Raw genomic sequence first — 15,871 nt, 5'->3', positions numbered from 1 at the left:
TTTTTCTTTTGATGCTTTTATCGAGAGGGACAGTTCGATATAATCATGAGAGGCACTAGCCGTTTTGAATCTATTTGAGGTGTAAAAAATGATATTATCTGTTAAAGATTTAAGCCATGGCTTTGGCGACAGAGCCATTTTTCACGAAGTCTCCTTCCGTTTATTAAAAGGCGAGCATGTCGGCTTAATTGGCGCCAACGGTGAAGGAAAGTCAACGTTTATGAATATTATTACTGGCAAGCTGGAGCCAGATGCAGGAAAAGTCGAATGGGCAAAAAATGTCCGTGTCGGCTACCTGGATCAGCACACTGTGCTAGAAAAGGGAAGAACGATCCGCGAAGTCCTTCAGGATGCATTCCACTATTTATTTTCCATGGAAGCAGCGATGAATGACATTTACGGCAAAATGGGTGAAGCCGATCCTGATGAGCTGGAAAAGCTGTTAGAGGAAGTGGGCGTCATTCAAGATGCACTCACAAACAATGATTTCTATATCATTGATTCCAAGGTTGAAGAAATAGCGAGAGGTCTTGGGTTAACCGATCTTGGACTGGACCGTGATGTGACAGAGCTGAGCGGCGGGCAGCGTACAAAAGTATTGCTTGCGAAATTGCTGTTAGAGAAGCCAGAAATTCTCCTTCTCGATGAGCCGACCAACTATTTAGATGAGCAGCATATTGAGTGGCTGAAGCGCTATTTACAGGAATATGAAAATGCGTTTATCCTCATTTCACATGATATCCCGTTTTTAAACAGCGTCATTAACTTGATCTATCATGTTGAAAATCAAGAGCTCACGCGCTATGTTGGTGATTATGATCAATTTAAACAAGTGTACGAAGTCAAAAAGCAGCAGCTTGAAGCAGCTTATAAAAGGCAGCAGCAGGAAGTGGCTGAATTAAAGGATTTTGTGGCAAGAAACAAAGCGCGTGTCAGCACAAGAAATATGGCCATGTCCCGTCAAAAGAAACTGGATAAAATGGATATGATTGAACTCGCAGCAGAAAAGCCAAAGCCTGAATTCCACTTTAAGACGGCACGGACTTCTGGGAAATTGATTTTTGAAACAAAAGATTTGGTCATTGGTTATGATGAACCGCTCTCTCGTCCATTGAATCTGAAAATGGAACGCGGGCAAAAAATTGCGCTATACGGCGCTAACGGGATCGGAAAAACGACATTGCTGCGAAGTCTCCTTGGAGAAATCTCCCCGATTTCGGGTGAGGTGGAACGCGGAGAATTCCTTCATATTGGCTACTTTGAGCAAGAAGTAAAAGAGCAAAACAGCAACACCTGTATTGAAGAAGTATGGGGCACCTTCCCTTCTTACACGCAATATGAAGTGAGAGCTGCTCTTGCTAAATGCGGATTAACGACAAAGCATATTGAAAGCCGCGTGTCTGTTTTAAGCGGTGGAGAAAAAGCTAAGGTCCGTCTTTGTAAGCTGATCAATGAAGAAACCAACCTACTTGTTCTCGATGAGCCGACCAATCACTTGGATGTCGATGCGAAAGAAGAACTAAAACGTGCATTAAAAGAATACAAAGGGAGCGTCTTATTGATCTCTCACGAACCTGAATTTTATCAAGATGTAGCCACTGAAACTTGGAATTGCGAATCTTGGACGACCAAAGTATTATAGGCTTCAGATTGTTGACAAAGGGCTAAAATGATCTTTATTTTAGCCCTTTGTCTTCTTTTCAGCATGATAGAAAACCTTTGAAGTCTAGGAAGGACGAGTACCGGAGTGGAGCGAATTGAACATTCGTGAGCACCGGAACACAGTCCTGACAAAGAATGCGAGGGTTTGTCTACAAGCTGAGCCATATATCTGATGCAGATATATGGCTTTTTCTATTTAATGACCTGCTTGAATATTGATGAGATGCTTACGACCAATCAGCAGGATGATCATGCCTAACAGAACGACAGCCGCCCCAACATAGTAAGGGGTGCTTGCTGTATAAGATTCAGCAAGTACGCCGGCAATCCAAGGAGCAATCGCGCCCCCAATAAACCGTACAGCACTGTAAGAGGATGAAGCAATGGAACGCTCAACCGGTGCTGATCCCATCACAGCGGTCGTGAGCACAGTATTGATCATGCCAAGAATACCCCCAGCAATCACAATTCCGCAGATGACGACGACTACATGTGAAGTCCAGATCCCAATACCGAATAAAATCACAGCAAACGAAGCAAACAGAACCACAAGAGAAGTCAATGTCCCAAGCTTGCGATGAATGACCGGCGCTGAGAAGACGGATGTCACAGCTAAAAATAGTCCCCATCCAAAAAAGACATAACCAAGACCATGCTCATCCAGATGAAGCACAAATGGCGAATACGCTAAAAGCACAAAGAAACCAAAATTGTATAAGAAAGCGGCAGATGCCATCGTTAAAAGCCCTTTATATTTTAACGCCCCGACAGCCTCGAATAATTTCACCTTTTTCTGAGGTTTTTGCATCGGTGGAAGCATAAACGTAATGGCTAAAAGAGCAACAAGCATTAATACCGCAACGCCAAAGAATGGTCCGCGCCAAGAGATCGTCCCAAGCTCTCCGCCAAGCAGCGGTCCAACCGAAATCCCAAGACCTAGTGCAGCCTCGTATAAAATAATGGCCTTCGCACTTCCTCCAACAGACACGCCAACAATGACAGAGAGAGCCGTTGAAATGAATAAGGCATTCCCAATGCCCCATCCGCCTCTAAAGCCGATTAATTCGTTAATCGTTGAAGAGGTACCGCCTAAAGCAGAAAAGACAATAATAAAAATAAGTCCGATTAATAACGTCCATTTCGCACCAATCCGACTAGAGAGAAAGCCGGTAAAAAACATCACAAAGCCGGTCACAAGTAAGTAGCTCGTAAATAAAAGAGAGACCTGACTTGGAGATGCATCTAATTGTGATGCAATGGCCGGCAAAATCGGGTCCACAAGTCCTATCCCCATAAATGAAATCACACATGCAAAGGCAACAGCCCAGACGGCCTTCGGCTGTCTAAGCAGACTTGTACGCTGTTTTAACACTTCTTCTTCCTTCATTCCATCAGAACCTTTCCTTCAAATGTTGACAAAATAAAATAAACACACAGAGGTGTTTATTTTTGTAATTGCTCAATTGCATGAGCCGCTTTATCTTTCATCGTTTCAAGATCCTTTTTAAAGGATTGAATCGTTTCAAGCTTTTTTGTAATCAATTGATGCTGCACAGTCAGCTGCGCATCCATATCTAACAGCTTCTCTAATCGTTCCTTCGGATCAAGCGACAGCAAATAGCCTTCTTTATTTAGCTCTAGCTGTTTTCCTATTTCCATAAACGATTGAAGCTCTTGTAAAGAAAAGCCGAGTACCTCTTTTGCCTGCATTACTTTCTCTAGTTCTTCCATGTCGTCCTCTGAGTACAGTCTGACACCGCCCTCTGTCCGCTTTGGTGCTGATAATAAACCAATCTCTTCATAGAAACGAATCGTCCGTTTCGTCAGCCCGCTTCTTTTCGCCACTTGATCAATTTTCATCCATTCCATTGCCAGTGCCTCCTGCTCATCAATTCATGATTTATTATACACCTTTATAACCTTAACGTAAACGTAAATGTTTGAGTTCTTGATTCTCTCATGTTTTGATGTAAAGCAAAAAAACCTGTAGAATGTTCTACAGGTTTCATATTAGGATTAACCCTCTAATTCCTCAATCATGATCGACAGTTCTGTCCAGCGGTCCATTGCTTGTTCTAGTTCTTCAGCAACGGCTTTTTGTTCGTCCATCAGCTCTTGAATTTTCCCAAAATCACTGCCTGCTTCTGCAATGCTGGCTTCAAGCTGCTGATGTTTTTCCTCTAATGCCTGAATCCGGTCTTCAATTCCGTCCCATTCAAGCTGGTCTTTATAAGAAAGTTTTTTTCTCTTTTTAGGCGCCGCTTCTACTTGTTTCTCAGCAGGCTTTGTCTCTGTCCGCTTCGCCTCTTTTTCTTGCTCCATGTAATCGCTGTAAGCACCTTGGTAGTGTGAAATGCGGCCATTTCCTTCAAAGACAAGCAGACGATGAACTACTCGGTCTAAGAAATAACGATCATGCGATACGGTCATGACAACGCCAGGAAACTGTTCTAAATAATCCTCTAAAATGCTGAGGGTCTCCGTATCAAGATCGTTCGTCGGCTCATCTAAAAAGAGAACATTCGGTTCTTCCATTAAGACTTTCAGTAAATACAATCTGCGGCGTTCTCCCCCTGACAGCTTGCGAATAAACGTCCGTTGCATGGATCTTGGGAATAGGAACCGCTCCAGCATTTGCTCTGCTGTCACTATGGCGCCATCAGATGTCTTAACGATTTCAGCTGTTTCCTTGATGTATTCAATGATCGTCAGCTCTTCATCCATTTCCTTGTGATCCTGCGTGTAATAGCCAATACGAACGGTTTGTCCAATCGTCAATTGTCCTGAAGTCGGTTCAATTTTACCCGCTAGACAGTTGAGAAGCGTCGTTTTTCCGACTCCATTCGGTCCGATAAACCCAATTCGGTCGCCTGGCACGACTAAGTCTGTAAACCGCTCCACAAGGATCTGGCCAGCAAATGAAATCGATAAGTCTTCTGCCTCTATGACTTGTTTTCCTAGGCGATGGGAACCGATGGCGAAATCCAGCTCTCCCTTCGCATCAGGCCCTTTTTGATCCATCAGCTCTTCGGCTCTGCCGATGCGTGCTTTCTGCTTCGTCGTTCTTGCTTTTGCCCCTCTTCTCAGCCATGCAAGCTCGCGTCTGAGTAAGTTTTGACGCTTCGTTTCTTTTACCTGAGCTTCGGCTTCTCGTTCCGCTCTTTTTTCTAAAAAGACTTCATAATTTCCTTTATACGTATAGAGCTGTCCTTGATTCAATTCATAAATTCGATTGGCCACACGGTTGAGGAAATAACGATCATGCGTCACCAGAATGACAGCACCGCTGTATTGACTCAAATATCCTTCGAGCCATTCAATCGTTGCATTATCGAGATGGTTGGTTGGCTCATCTAAAATCAGCAATCCCGCAGGCTGAATTAAATTTTTAGCAATCGCGACACGCTTTTTCTGTCCGCCTGATAAGGCATGAACAGAACGGCTCACATCTTTGACGCCAAGCTTTGTCAAAATCGTTTTGGCTGACAGGTTCGCATCCCATGCGTCTTCCTGATCCATTCGATTTTGCATGCGCATGAGCGCCTCTTGTTTTGCTTCATTTTGCGGATCATGCTCTAAATCAGCGAGTGCCTGTTCATATGCCTTCATCGTTTGAATCATGGGTGCTGTTCCAGAAAAAATGTAATCGAGAATCGTTTCATCCCCGTTCATTTCAGGGTCCTGCTCAAGAAATTCGATATCAAGTGTCCCTGCCTTCGTAATATCACCCTCCTCAAACGATTCAAGTCCTGCAATGACCTTTAGGAGCGTTGACTTTCCTGTTCCGTTTGGTCCAATCAATCCGATGCGTTCCTTTGGTTCTATATGAAAAGAAATATGATCAAACAGCGTTTTCTCGCCATAGGTTTTATATAATCCTTCAACATTCAATAAACTCATTTTTATCAGCCCTTACATAGATTCTTCCTTTATTCTAAATCAGCCAGTAGCAGAAAACTAGTTTTAAAAAACCTGCTGCTGAAAAGAATGTTTCCTTTTGCTGCTCGATACACTATGAAGAGGTGATCTAAAGATGGTAACCATTAGCTTATGTATGATCGTGAAAAATGAAGAGGAGGTGTTAGCGGACTGCCTCTCCTCTGTTCAAGACATTGTCGATGAGATGATCATCGTTGATACAGGTTCAACAGATCGTACGAAGGAGATTGCTCACTCCTTTTCAGCACAGGTACTTGATTTCGAATGGGTTCAGCATTTTGCCAAAGCCCGCAATTTCGCTTTCTCACGTGCAACGAAAGAGTATATTTTATGGCTTGATGCAGACGATGTTCTGCTAGAAGAAGACCGTCAAAAATTTCTTCAGCTCAAAGAGACACTCGATCCTTCGGTAGATGCCGTCTCGATGTTTTATCATGTGGGATTTGATGAAGACGGTCGGGTGAATTTTAAATATAGAAGAAATCGCCTAGTGAAGCGTGCCTTAAACTTTCAATGGTACGGAGCCGTTCATGAGTATCTTCAAGTGTATGGCAACATCTTTCCAGCCGATATCGCCGTCACACACCAAAAGCGTAAGAAAACAACCGCTGGTGAGCCTGGGCGCAACTTGCGAATTTATGAAGATATGCTGGCAAAGGGAGAGAACATGACACCCCGTGATCTCTTTTACTTTGCCAATGAATTAAGAGATAACAAGCAGCATGTCAGAGCGATTCGTTTTTATCATGAATTTTTAGCGACAAAACAGTGCTGGATTGAGGATGAAATTCGCGCATGCCAATATTTAGCCGACTGCTATTATGCGGTAGGTTTCGAGGAAGCGGCTTTATCCTCATTATTACGTTCTTTCTTATATGATCAGCCTCGGCCAGAATTTTGCTGCCGGATCGGGGATCATCTAAAAATTCAAAATAAACATCAGGCAGCGATCTTTTGGTATGAGCAGGCGCTGAAGGCTCCTGAAAACGAAGCAGCCTTCACACTCACACAGTATAAAACGTGGTATCCTCACCTTCAGCTTTGCTATTGTTATTATCAGCTCGGCAATTTGGAGAAAGCCAAAACACATCACCTTGCCTCCGCCGCCCATAACCCCACTCATCCAAGTGTGCTGTATAATGAAAAAATATTTACTAAATAGACATAGACTATCTATCGCCACATCCGCCTTCCATCTCTTGGCGGATGTCTCTTTTTAAGCACAAATTCGATTGTGGCGTTTAATACTTTAGTGATTTAAAGCGTTCTCCAACCAATTGACTAAATTATCATTTAAGCATATACTAACACTCGTCTTACGAAAAGATTTATCCATTAGGAGGTCAACATGAGTTCTTTATTTCGAAAAAAGTCTCTCGACCAGCTCATGCTTGAAAGTCAAACGAAGCGGCTCAGCCGATCGTTAAATACGTTTGATTTAATCTTGCTTGGCATTGGCTGCGTGGTCGGGACTGGTATCTTTGTGATTACGGGGGTTGCTGCTGCGAAAGATGCGGGACCTGCGATTATTATATCTTTTATTTTAGCTGCGATCGCATGCGCCCTTGCTGCTTTTTGCTACGCTGAATTCTCCTCGTCCATTCCTGTGTCAGGAAGCGTCTATACGTATTCCTACGCAACACTTGGGGAATTTCTCGCCTTCTTAATGGGCTGGGATCTCATGCTTGAATATGTCATTGCGCTCTCTGCTGTAGCAAGCGGATGGTCGTCCTATTTTCAATCACTGCTCAGTGGATTCGGTCTGCACATACCGAAGGCATTATCAGCTGCACCTGGAGCCGCTGATGGAGCCGTCTTTAACCTTCCAGGCGCACTCATTATTTTGCTCATCACCTTTATCGTCTCAAGAGGCGTCAAAGAAAGTACGAAGCTGAATAACATCATTGTGCTGATTAAAATTGCCATCGTCCTTCTCTTTATCATTTCTGGCTTTGCTTACGTCAAACCTGAAAACTGGACACCTTTTATGCCGATGGGCTTTCACGGCGTGATTGCTGGAGCGGCGACTGTCTTTTTTGCTTACCTTGGATTTGATGCAATCGCTAATGCGTCTGAAGAAGTCAAAAATCCTCAAAAGGCGATGCCAATCGGAATCATCGGTGCGCTCGGTGTTTGTACGATTTTATACATTGGTGTTTCATTCGTCTTAACAGGCATGGTTCACTATACGAAGCTGAATGTCAGTGACCCTGTCGCATTTGCTCTTCAAGTTGTTGGCCTGAATAGTGTGGCGGGCATTATATCCGCAGGTGCTATTATCGGGATTACGACAGTGTTAATTGCACTTGTTTATGCTCAAGTTCGCTTAACCTTTGCCATGAGCCGAGATGGACTCATGCCGAAAATCTTTTCAAACGTTCATCCAAAATCGAAAACACCGGTTGCCAACACTTGGCTCACAGGTGCTGTTGCGGCATGTATCGTTGGATTCGTTAACTTATCTACGCTAGCGAATTTAGTCAGCATCGGTACACTTGCAGCCTTTACGGTGATCTCTATCGCTGTGATCGTACTACGGAAAAAACATCCGAATATGAAGACAGCTTTTAAAGTACCTTTTGTACCTTACCTTCCCATTATTAGTGCGGTCATTTGTATGATATTGGCTGCTACACTGAAATGGGAGACATGGAGAGCCTTCCTGATCTGGGTGGCCATTGGTGTCGTTGTCTATTTCACCTATGCAAGACGAAAAAGCCATCTGAATGAAACAAATTAGAAAAGAGACACGGGGATTCCCGGTCTCTTTTTTTTGCTTAAATCACGCTGTTTTTGGCTGAATTTGAGTCCACCATATCTGGATCTAACACGCTTGAAATCGGAATGACAAGCGGTGAACAATCTCCATTGTCCTCTCCAAATCCTTGGTTCAATTTCATTGAGAGAAAATAATCGATCTGCTGATAAGGACCTAGCGTCAGTGATGCACCCCGATCCATTGCATTGATTTTAAAAGCACCGACATTGACGACTGAGGGTGAGAATAACATCACACGTCACTTCCTTTGAATGGGTTTAGCTGCTGGTGAAAAAGAGGCAGGTGAGTCCACTTGATCTCGATCATCTACATGGCTTTTTGTCCCGACAAAACCGCTGGCATCTCCAAAATTTTGTCCGTACCCCTGATTTTTTTTATCTGAGTTTTGCCACTCTGCTAACAAATTTTGTCCGACATTCACCGCCGATGCATTTTCAAAGGAATTAATTTTTAACATGAAAATATTAATATTGATATACGGAGTTGGTTGAACCACAGATAAACCTCCTTTTTATAGGTATATGCAAGCACCCATCAAGTATGTTAACAGGAGGTCTTCACATGGACTTCGAAAAAATGAAGCAGTGGATGGATATTGCCCAGCAAATGCATGGGGATGATTTTTGGAAAATGATCTTCGATGATGAGCAAAGATCTCCCTTTATGGCAAATGGTCCATCTCCCTTTACGTTCACACAGCAGGATCAGCGCGGCCCAGACGCGTCGTTTCCACCAATCGACATGGTGGAAACCGCGACAGAAATTCAGTACTTAATTTATTTACCTGGCTACCGAAAGGAAGATGTACAAGTGTTATCATATGGTGAATATTTGGTTGTGAAAGGACAGCGTCTTTCCTTTTTTAATGAGCAGGATTTTCGCCAAAAGCAGGGGAAATATGGTCCGTTTGAAAAGAAAATCCGGCTTCCAGAAATGATTCTTGGACAAATGAATGCGGCCTTTAAAGACGGTGTGCTTTATATCAGGCTGCAAAAGGATGAAGGAAAAGCGACTGCTATTATCATAGATGACGAATATTGATACTCACGGCGTCGATTTGATCACGATCATTAATCGATTCAATCGGAAGGATCGTGATCACGCCATCAGCATTCTGTTCCCCAAAGCCATTGTTCCTTTTGATCGTACTGCAATGATTGCGAACAATCGTCGAACCAAACGTCATGGATGATCCTGTGCCTATCGAGTTCGTTTTCATATGGGCAATGTGTATATGAGTAGGCAGCATGTACTTCTCCCCTTTCTTGTCATCTCTATAAGTATATATCTCACAGCTTTTCCATAGACTAGATCAAGGCAGAAGAAAAGGTTGTGGTCTACTTGAAACATTTCATTCTATCACTCTTTAAAAAAACTGAATCCAGTCCATCCCCCTCTGTCACCGAGCTGGAGAAAAGGCTCACCGCTCTCGAGCAAAAAATGTCCGCACCAGCTTCTCCTGTCTCAGAGGATACACACATTCATATCGAATCCCTGCATGTGGACAAAATTGATTACCATTTAGAGTTTGGGGAGCTTTCCATTGATCAGCTTCAAGGCAGGCTCAATATTGGGGCAACCTATTACACGCCAAAGGACACTCACATCAAAAAAACAGTATCACCACCGAAGCCAAAAGAAACCAAAACACCGACAGTCTCGATTCGATCAAAGCCATCTTCTTAATGCGCTCGGCTTTTTAGTACAATCGGGGCAGCATCAGGAACATGCAAATAGAAAATGATAAGGCAAGTCCAAAATAAAAAGCTACACTTCTCTACAAATCAAAATAGAGAAATGGAGCTTTTTCAGTTACTTCATTTATTTATTGAATTCATCAACCGGAAGAAATATTCAGATTGATGTGTCTTATTCAGGTTATACCAAGAATGTAAGGTATCTGGTGTAAATACTTCTATTTTTTTCAGCACTTCCATTGCAAATTCTAAAGGGGCTATTCCTGATGCAGTAACTAAATTCGCATCAGATACCGCAGGTGCCAACTCATAGAACTTCTCTCCTTGATAGTTAGGACATACCATTTTAGTATATTCTAAGTTATTACTTGTATGCCTTCTAGTATTTAAGTATCCCCTATTCGCGAGCCCCTCAGTTGCACCACAAATTGCAGCAACAATAGTGCCCAGTTCTAAAGCTTGGCCAATTCTTTCCAAGATAGGTTGGTGAATGTCTTCACCCCAAGTCGTACCTCCTGGTAAAATGAAAAGATCTTTGTTCTCAAGGTTACATTCTTCAAGGGAAATATCTGGTTTTATACTCAAACCTCCCATAGTCGTCTTTATTTCTTTATTAGCTCCTACTGTAATTACTCTTAAAGGTGCTAAATCTTTTTTGAAATATCTACCTGAGTTTAGTTCAGCAATTAAATATCCATATTCCCAGTCAGACATCGTATCAAATACATATAGATAAGCTTTTTTTGTTTGCATCCAATCACGCTCCAATCACAGTTGATATAGCGATTATAAAATAACTTCCCTGACAGTTAACGTCAGGGAAGTTATCATACTTGGTAAAATTTTATTAAATCCGACAAAACTTCAATCATTCTTTTTTTAAGACTGATTGGCTCAACAACTTTAATAGATTTATTGTAAGGTAAAAGTAAATAAGGTACATATGTATGTATCATATCTTTTGGAAGAAGAAAAACTGCTTGATGTGAATTCCGTTCTTGTAAATAATGTCCTAAAAACCAATGTTGGCAAATATCAGCCAATACATTTTTATCCCCATGAATCACCAAAGAAATAATCTCTTCCTTATCTTCTAAAGTTGGTAGGAGACTGTTTATAAAAAAGTCACGTGCTGAAAAATTTTCTTGCTGGTCAAACTGATTTTCAGTCACCATTAGACTTTCAATTCGATCTACTCTAAAACTGCGCATATCATTCCTAAGATGACAAAATCCAATCACATACCACTTATTATTCCAATAGATCATTCTGTATGGATCGACACATCTATGATGTAATTGCTTTTCTCCACTTTTATGGTAAAGAATTTTCACCGTGTTCGCGGCTGCTATCGCCTTTTCCAACTTTTTCAGAGAAGGTTCCAAAGAGATTGAACTGGTTCGACTTATTACTTCAAGACTAGTTATATGTTGGTTTACCTTTGTTTCTTGCTCTTGATTTGAGTGTTTACTAAGTTTTGAGAGGGCTCTTTGGAGCGCTTCACCTCCATAATATCCCGCATCTTCTGCAAAAACAGCAGCGTGAAATAGTGAAATTTGCTCCTCAAAATCAAAAAATAGAGGAGCCTCTATAAAATTGTTCAATAAACGATAGCCACCGTTATGTCCTGGTTCTGAAATGATAGGTACACCACTCGTTGAAAGTGTATCAATATAACGATAAACAGTTCTTATATTCATCTCTAACTTTTCTGAAATTTGTTTTGCAGTTATTTTTTTATCTGAGCGAAGCATCCATAGGATGGCTAACAGGTTGTCAACTTTAGGCATATAATACCTCCTTTATATGAGATTTATTTATACAATTTCCGGTACAATCCATCAACTATTCCTTTCCGACAGCTTTCTATATATTGAAACTATACACACATTTGTCATTTCACACATTTAATTTACAATCATATTCCTCTCTTTATTAAGCTTTACTGCATCACGACACTTCTTTAGTCGACCTATAAGCTTCTCTTACTTCCTAACCAGTTTAATTCCTTCATGCTGTCGTATACGGATAAGATCACGTTCTAATTGGCTTACACCCGTCATAACCGTAAATTAAGAACTCGCTGTAGGGCATTATCTTCTGATATCTAGCTACATATCTTTTAATAATTTAAAATTTGTCTTTTTAAGGTGAGTAATACAAGGCTAGGTCTGGACCATAAATGATTTCACCTTTTTCCTCAATTGAGGATTTAGATTTTTTTAATAAAATTGGGTATCCTAAACGGCAAATCACAGGTCGTTTTTCTTATCTATTTCGCTAGGTTTCTATGAGAAACTATACAAATCACGACAAATCACTGTAAAATATAGAGGATCTAATCAAAAATTGAGGTGTTTTCATTGTATACGGATCAACGAAAATCATTTTGGAAACAGAAAAAAGTCATGATTCCCATTCTTAGTATCATCGTAGTTGCTGCTGCTTTCTTTTTCTTAAAAGATTCTCTTTTCTCAAAAGAAAAAGAAGCTTTAAAAGCGGCTCAATCCTTTACAAAACAAATGGAGAAGAAAGACTTTACAAAGCTGGCTGATGAGGTAACGAGTGCGTCTTTGAAAGCCAATGACTTCTCAAAAAAACAACTAGCCGACAAATACGACAATATCTTCAATGGAATTGGTGCTTATGACCTAAGCATATCAAAGCTCAACGTCGAAAAACAGGACAAAGGAAATGGGTATCAATTTTCCTATGATGTGACAATGAAAACGTCATTTGGCAAGCTGCACAAGCTATCTTACAAGGGCGTTCTCTCAGAAGAAGATGATAAATGGAAAGTCGACTGGAAGCCAAATCTCATCTTCCCGCAAATGGAGAAGGGAGATACCATCAAAGTCAAATCAGACCCTGCTGTCCGTGGAAATATCGTCGACCGAAAAGGGCGTACCCTAGCAGAAACAACTGGCGGAAGCGCACTTGGCATCATCCCTGGAAAGCTTGGCACAGGGGAAGAAAAAGAACACAATATCAAAAAAATCAGCAAAGCATTTGATATAGATGAAGAACTAATCGACAATCAGTTGAAACAAGCATGGGTCACAGACGACACGTTTGTCCCGCTCAAATCAATGTTAGAACAGAAACCGATTCCAAAGGATATAAAAGGCGTCACCTATCAATCGAAGGAAATGCGTTACTATCCTTATAACGAAGCCGCCGCCCATCTCACCGGCTATGTCGGAAAAGCAAATGCAGATGATATCAAAAGAAATCCGGCATTAAAAGCAGATCAAATCATCGGCAAAACCGGCCTTGAATTCACATTTGACAAAAACTTACGTGGACAAGATGGCGGAAGCATTTTGATCGTACATGATGAAACAGGCATTGAAGAAACATTGCAAAAATCAGATCGACAAGATGGAAAAACAGTGAAGCTGACCATTGATGCTTCTTTACAGAAAAAAGCCTATGAACAGCTGAAAGGTGAAAAAGGAGCCGTCACCATCATGAATCCATCATCAGGGGATCTATTAGCGCTTGTCAGCACCCCTTCCTATGATGTCAATCTTATGACAAACGGGATCACACCTAAGCAATATCAGGCATACAGTGAAAACCCAGATCTCCCATTCCAAGCCCGGTATGCGAGCCGGTATGCACCAGGGTCTACATTCAAAACCATTACAGCAGCCATCGGTCTGGAAACAGGTGTCACAAAGCCTAATAAAGTACGCACCATTCATGGCCTGAAATGGCAAAAGGATCAATCTTGGGGCAATTATCGAATTACACGGGTTCACGATAAAGAAAACGTAAATATGGTTGATGCCCTCGTGTACTCAGATAATATTTACTTCGGACAGGAAGCACTGGAAATTGGCAAAGATACCTATGAGAAAAAAGTGAAATTATTTGGGTTTGGCGAAGATTTGCACATGCCATTTACAATGAAACCAGCACAAGTATCGAACGACGGCATTCAATCGGACATCTTACTTGCTGACTCGGCATATGGGCAAGGCGAATTACTCATGTCACCGATTGAACAAGTACATGCCTATTCTCCATTTGCAACTGGAGGCAAGCTGGTCTACCCTCGAGTCGTTCAAGATGAGAAAACAGCATCACCAAAACAAATCATCAAAGAAGACTCGGCAAATACAGTGAAAGACGCGCTCACTCAGGTCGTGACGAGTCCAAACGGTACAGCTCACTCCTTACAAATTGAAGGAGCTGATATTGCCGCTAAAACAGGAACGGCAGAGCTGAAGAGCAAACAAGGAGCGACAGACGGTTCTGAAAATGGATTTTTACTTGCATTTAATCCTAAAAAAGAAGATTACGTCCTCGTCGGCATGATTGAAGGTGTAAAAAATCGCGGTGGTAGTGGACTCGTCATTCAAAAAATGAAGCCTGTCATCGCAACTTTTTATAAGTAACCATTTAGAGACACAAGCGCTTGTGTCTCTTTTTACTAAATCATGACAATTTGCTATTGTTTTATAGTTCACCTTATGAATAAAATGAGAAGAATGCAAAATAGAAAACAGTTGAATGAAAGGAGGAAGTCTCATTGGCTATTGCTGCTCGTACAAAGGATAAACCTCAAAATTCTGTCACTGGATCAACGGTTTATCCCATTTTATTGATTATTGGCATTTGCCATATGCTCAATGACACTTTGCAAGCCGTTATTCCTGCCATGTTCCCTATTTTAGAACGCTCAATGGGGCTGACCTTTACACAATTAGGGCTGATTGCCTTTACATTAAATATGGTCTCCTCCGTGATGCAGCCCGCTATTGGGTGGTACACAGATAAAAGGCCGATGCCTTATGCACTCCCGGTTGCTTTATTTTCTAGTGCTGTCGGTATATTCGGGCTTGCGTTTGCGCCTTCCTTTGCCACCATCTTGCTTTGCGTTGTCTTTATCGGACTCGGCTCTGCCATTTTTCATCCAGAGGGTTCCCGCGTTGCCAACATGGCAGCTGGTCCAAGACGAGGACTTGCACAATCCATCTATCAAGTAGGCGGAAATACAGGTCAAGCCTTTGCTCCGCTGATCGCTGCTTTAATGCTCGTCCCTCTCGGTCAGCCAGGCGTGGCTTGGTTTACGATTGTTGGAATGATGGCTGTCGGTTTCCTTCTTTATATTTCAAGATGGTACGCAGGAAGACTTCAAACCATTCGAGCTCAAGCGAAAAAAGCTCCAGCAAAAGCTGCAAGATCTGAACTTCACCGTAAGTCAGCACTCACAGCACTTGGCATTATCGTCTTTCTCATCTTTGCCCGCTCTTGGTATGGGAATGCGATATCAAATTTCTATGCGTTTTATGCGATTGAACAATATGGATTGACGATTAAAGAATCACAGACTTATATTTTCTTATTTCTCATTCTAGGTGCAATTGGGACATTTTTAGGCGGACCGCTTGCAGACCGCTTCGGCAAGAAAACGGTGATTTTAATTTCCTTATTGGCATCCTTTCCACTTGCCTTGCTGCTGCCATTTGCCGGACCTGTTTTTGCCTATGTTTTACTTGGACTGATTGGAGTCATTCTGACGTCAAGCTTCTCTGTCACAGTCGTTTATGCTCAAGAACTATTTCCCGGGAAAATTGGCACAATGTCTGGTTTAACGGTTGGACTTGCGTTTGGTATGGGTGCAATCGGATCGGTCGCTCTAGGCTCATTCATTGATGCCTTCGGTTTAACGCCTACCATGATCGGAGTCGCCTTTTTACCGATATTAGGCATCCTTGCATTCTTACTACCTAGCGATCAAACCATCTCCAAATGGAATGAATCATAAAAAGGAGAAAACCGCTCA

At 41.9% G+C, this 15,871-nt stretch carries 15 protein-coding genes; 7 read left to right on the top strand and 8 right to left on the bottom strand.

Annotation, left to right across the window (positions count from 1 at the left end; translation table 11 throughout):
• Positions 1-88: 88 nt before the first annotated feature.
• The gene (locus tag MHH54_RS03775; RefSeq protein ID WP_044141251.1) at positions 89-1,642 is read left to right on the top strand and encodes an ABC-F family ATP-binding cassette domain-containing protein; all 1,554 of its coding nucleotides are present in this window, start codon (positions 89-91) and stop codon (positions 1,640-1,642) included.
• Positions 1,643-1,858: 216 nt separating this feature from the next.
• Here MHH54_RS03775 and MHH54_RS03770 read toward each other — a convergent pair whose 3' ends face one another.
• From MHH54_RS03770 to MHH54_RS03760, 3 genes are all read right to left on the bottom strand, one after another.
• The gene (locus MHH54_RS03770; RefSeq protein ID WP_003214465.1) at positions 1,859-3,049 is read right to left on the bottom strand and encodes an MFS transporter; all 1,191 of its coding nucleotides are present in this window, start codon (positions 3,047-3,049) and stop codon (positions 1,859-1,861) included.
• Positions 3,050-3,105: 56 nt separating this feature from the next.
• Positions 3,106-3,531, bottom strand: a complete 426-nt coding sequence (locus MHH54_RS03765) for a MerR family transcriptional regulator (RefSeq protein WP_003213966.1) — start codon at positions 3,529-3,531, stop codon at positions 3,106-3,108.
• A 147-nt stretch (positions 3,532-3,678) separates the two neighbouring features.
• Positions 3,679-5,562 carry an ABC-F family ATP-binding cassette domain-containing protein gene (locus MHH54_RS03760; RefSeq protein ID WP_003214335.1) on the bottom strand — a complete coding sequence of 628 codons (1,884 nt, stop codon included), beginning with the start codon at positions 5,560-5,562 and terminating at the stop codon, positions 3,679-3,681.
• Between the two features lie 133 nt (positions 5,563-5,695).
• Here MHH54_RS03760 and MHH54_RS03755 point away from each other — a divergent pair, with 133 nt between their 5' ends.
• Positions 5,696-6,763 (top strand): glycosyltransferase family 2 protein, encoded by a 1,068-nt coding sequence (locus MHH54_RS03755; protein ID WP_003214241.1) that lies wholly within the window; start codon positions 5,696-5,698, stop codon positions 6,761-6,763.
• Between the two features lie 186 nt (positions 6,764-6,949).
• Positions 6,950-8,341, top strand: a complete 1,392-nt coding sequence (locus tag MHH54_RS03750) for an amino acid permease (RefSeq protein WP_050945768.1) — start codon at positions 6,950-6,952, stop codon at positions 8,339-8,341.
• A gap of 37 nt (positions 8,342-8,378) precedes the next feature.
• On the opposite strand, the gene MHH54_RS03745 is transcribed toward MHH54_RS03750, so the two are convergent.
• On the bottom strand, positions 8,379-8,612 hold the full coding sequence (locus MHH54_RS03745; RefSeq protein ID WP_003214167.1) for a hypothetical protein: 234 nt from the start codon (positions 8,610-8,612) through the stop codon (positions 8,379-8,381).
• Positions 8,613-8,618: 6 nt separating this feature from the next.
• Entirely contained in the window at positions 8,619-8,876 is a 258-nt protein-coding gene (locus tag MHH54_RS03740) for a hypothetical protein (protein ID WP_003213975.1), read from the bottom strand.
• 65 nt (positions 8,877-8,941) lie between these two features.
• Between MHH54_RS03740 and MHH54_RS03735 the strand changes: the two genes are divergently transcribed.
• Positions 8,942-9,421 carry an Hsp20/alpha crystallin family protein gene (locus MHH54_RS03735; protein ID WP_137055408.1) on the top strand — a complete coding sequence of 160 codons (480 nt, stop codon included), beginning with the start codon at positions 8,942-8,944 and terminating at the stop codon, positions 9,419-9,421.
• Here MHH54_RS03735 and MHH54_RS03730 read toward each other — a convergent pair.
• Entirely contained in the window at positions 9,402-9,629 is a 228-nt protein-coding gene (locus MHH54_RS03730) for a hypothetical protein (RefSeq protein ID WP_003214070.1), read from the bottom strand. The genes MHH54_RS03735 and MHH54_RS03730 overlap by 20 nt on opposite strands.
• Positions 9,630-9,721: 92 nt before the next feature.
• Here MHH54_RS03730 and MHH54_RS03725 point away from each other — a divergent pair, with 92 nt between their 5' ends.
• Positions 9,722-10,066, top strand: coding sequence for a hypothetical protein (locus MHH54_RS03725; protein ID WP_342500711.1), 345 nt, complete (start codon positions 9,722-9,724; stop codon positions 10,064-10,066).
• A 131-nt stretch (positions 10,067-10,197) separates the two neighbouring features.
• Here the strand turns inward: MHH54_RS03725 and MHH54_RS03720 are convergent, their stop codons facing one another.
• Together MHH54_RS03720 and MHH54_RS03715 are read right to left on the bottom strand one after the other, a co-directional pair.
• Positions 10,198-10,830: a type 1 glutamine amidotransferase family protein gene (locus MHH54_RS03720; RefSeq protein WP_003213829.1), complete on the bottom strand. Its 633-nt coding sequence runs from the start codon at positions 10,828-10,830 to the stop codon at positions 10,198-10,200.
• A gap of 74 nt (positions 10,831-10,904) precedes the next feature.
• The gene (locus MHH54_RS03715; protein WP_003214399.1) at positions 10,905-11,867 is read right to left on the bottom strand and encodes a YafY family protein; all 963 of its coding nucleotides are present in this window, start codon (positions 11,865-11,867) and stop codon (positions 10,905-10,907) included.
• A 573-nt stretch (positions 11,868-12,440) separates the two neighbouring features.
• Between MHH54_RS03715 and MHH54_RS03710 the strand changes: the two genes are divergently transcribed.
• Together MHH54_RS03710 and MHH54_RS03705 are read left to right on the top strand one after the other, a co-directional pair.
• Positions 12,441-14,480, top strand: coding sequence for a penicillin-binding transpeptidase domain-containing protein (locus MHH54_RS03710; RefSeq protein WP_003214243.1), 2,040 nt, complete (start codon positions 12,441-12,443; stop codon positions 14,478-14,480).
• Positions 14,481-14,614: 134 nt separating this feature from the next.
• The gene (locus MHH54_RS03705; protein ID WP_003214287.1) at positions 14,615-15,853 is read left to right on the top strand and encodes an MFS transporter; all 1,239 of its coding nucleotides are present in this window, start codon (positions 14,615-14,617) and stop codon (positions 15,851-15,853) included.
• Positions 15,854-15,871 lie beyond the last annotated feature (18 nt).

It is taken from the genome of Bacillus sp. FSL K6-4563, assembly GCF_038630405.1.
Taxonomy (GTDB): Bacteria; Bacillota; Bacilli; order Bacillales; family Bacillaceae; genus Bacillus; species Bacillus pumilus.
Note: the sequence above shows the minus strand (reverse complement) of the source record. Positions and strands in the feature narration are given on the sequence as shown.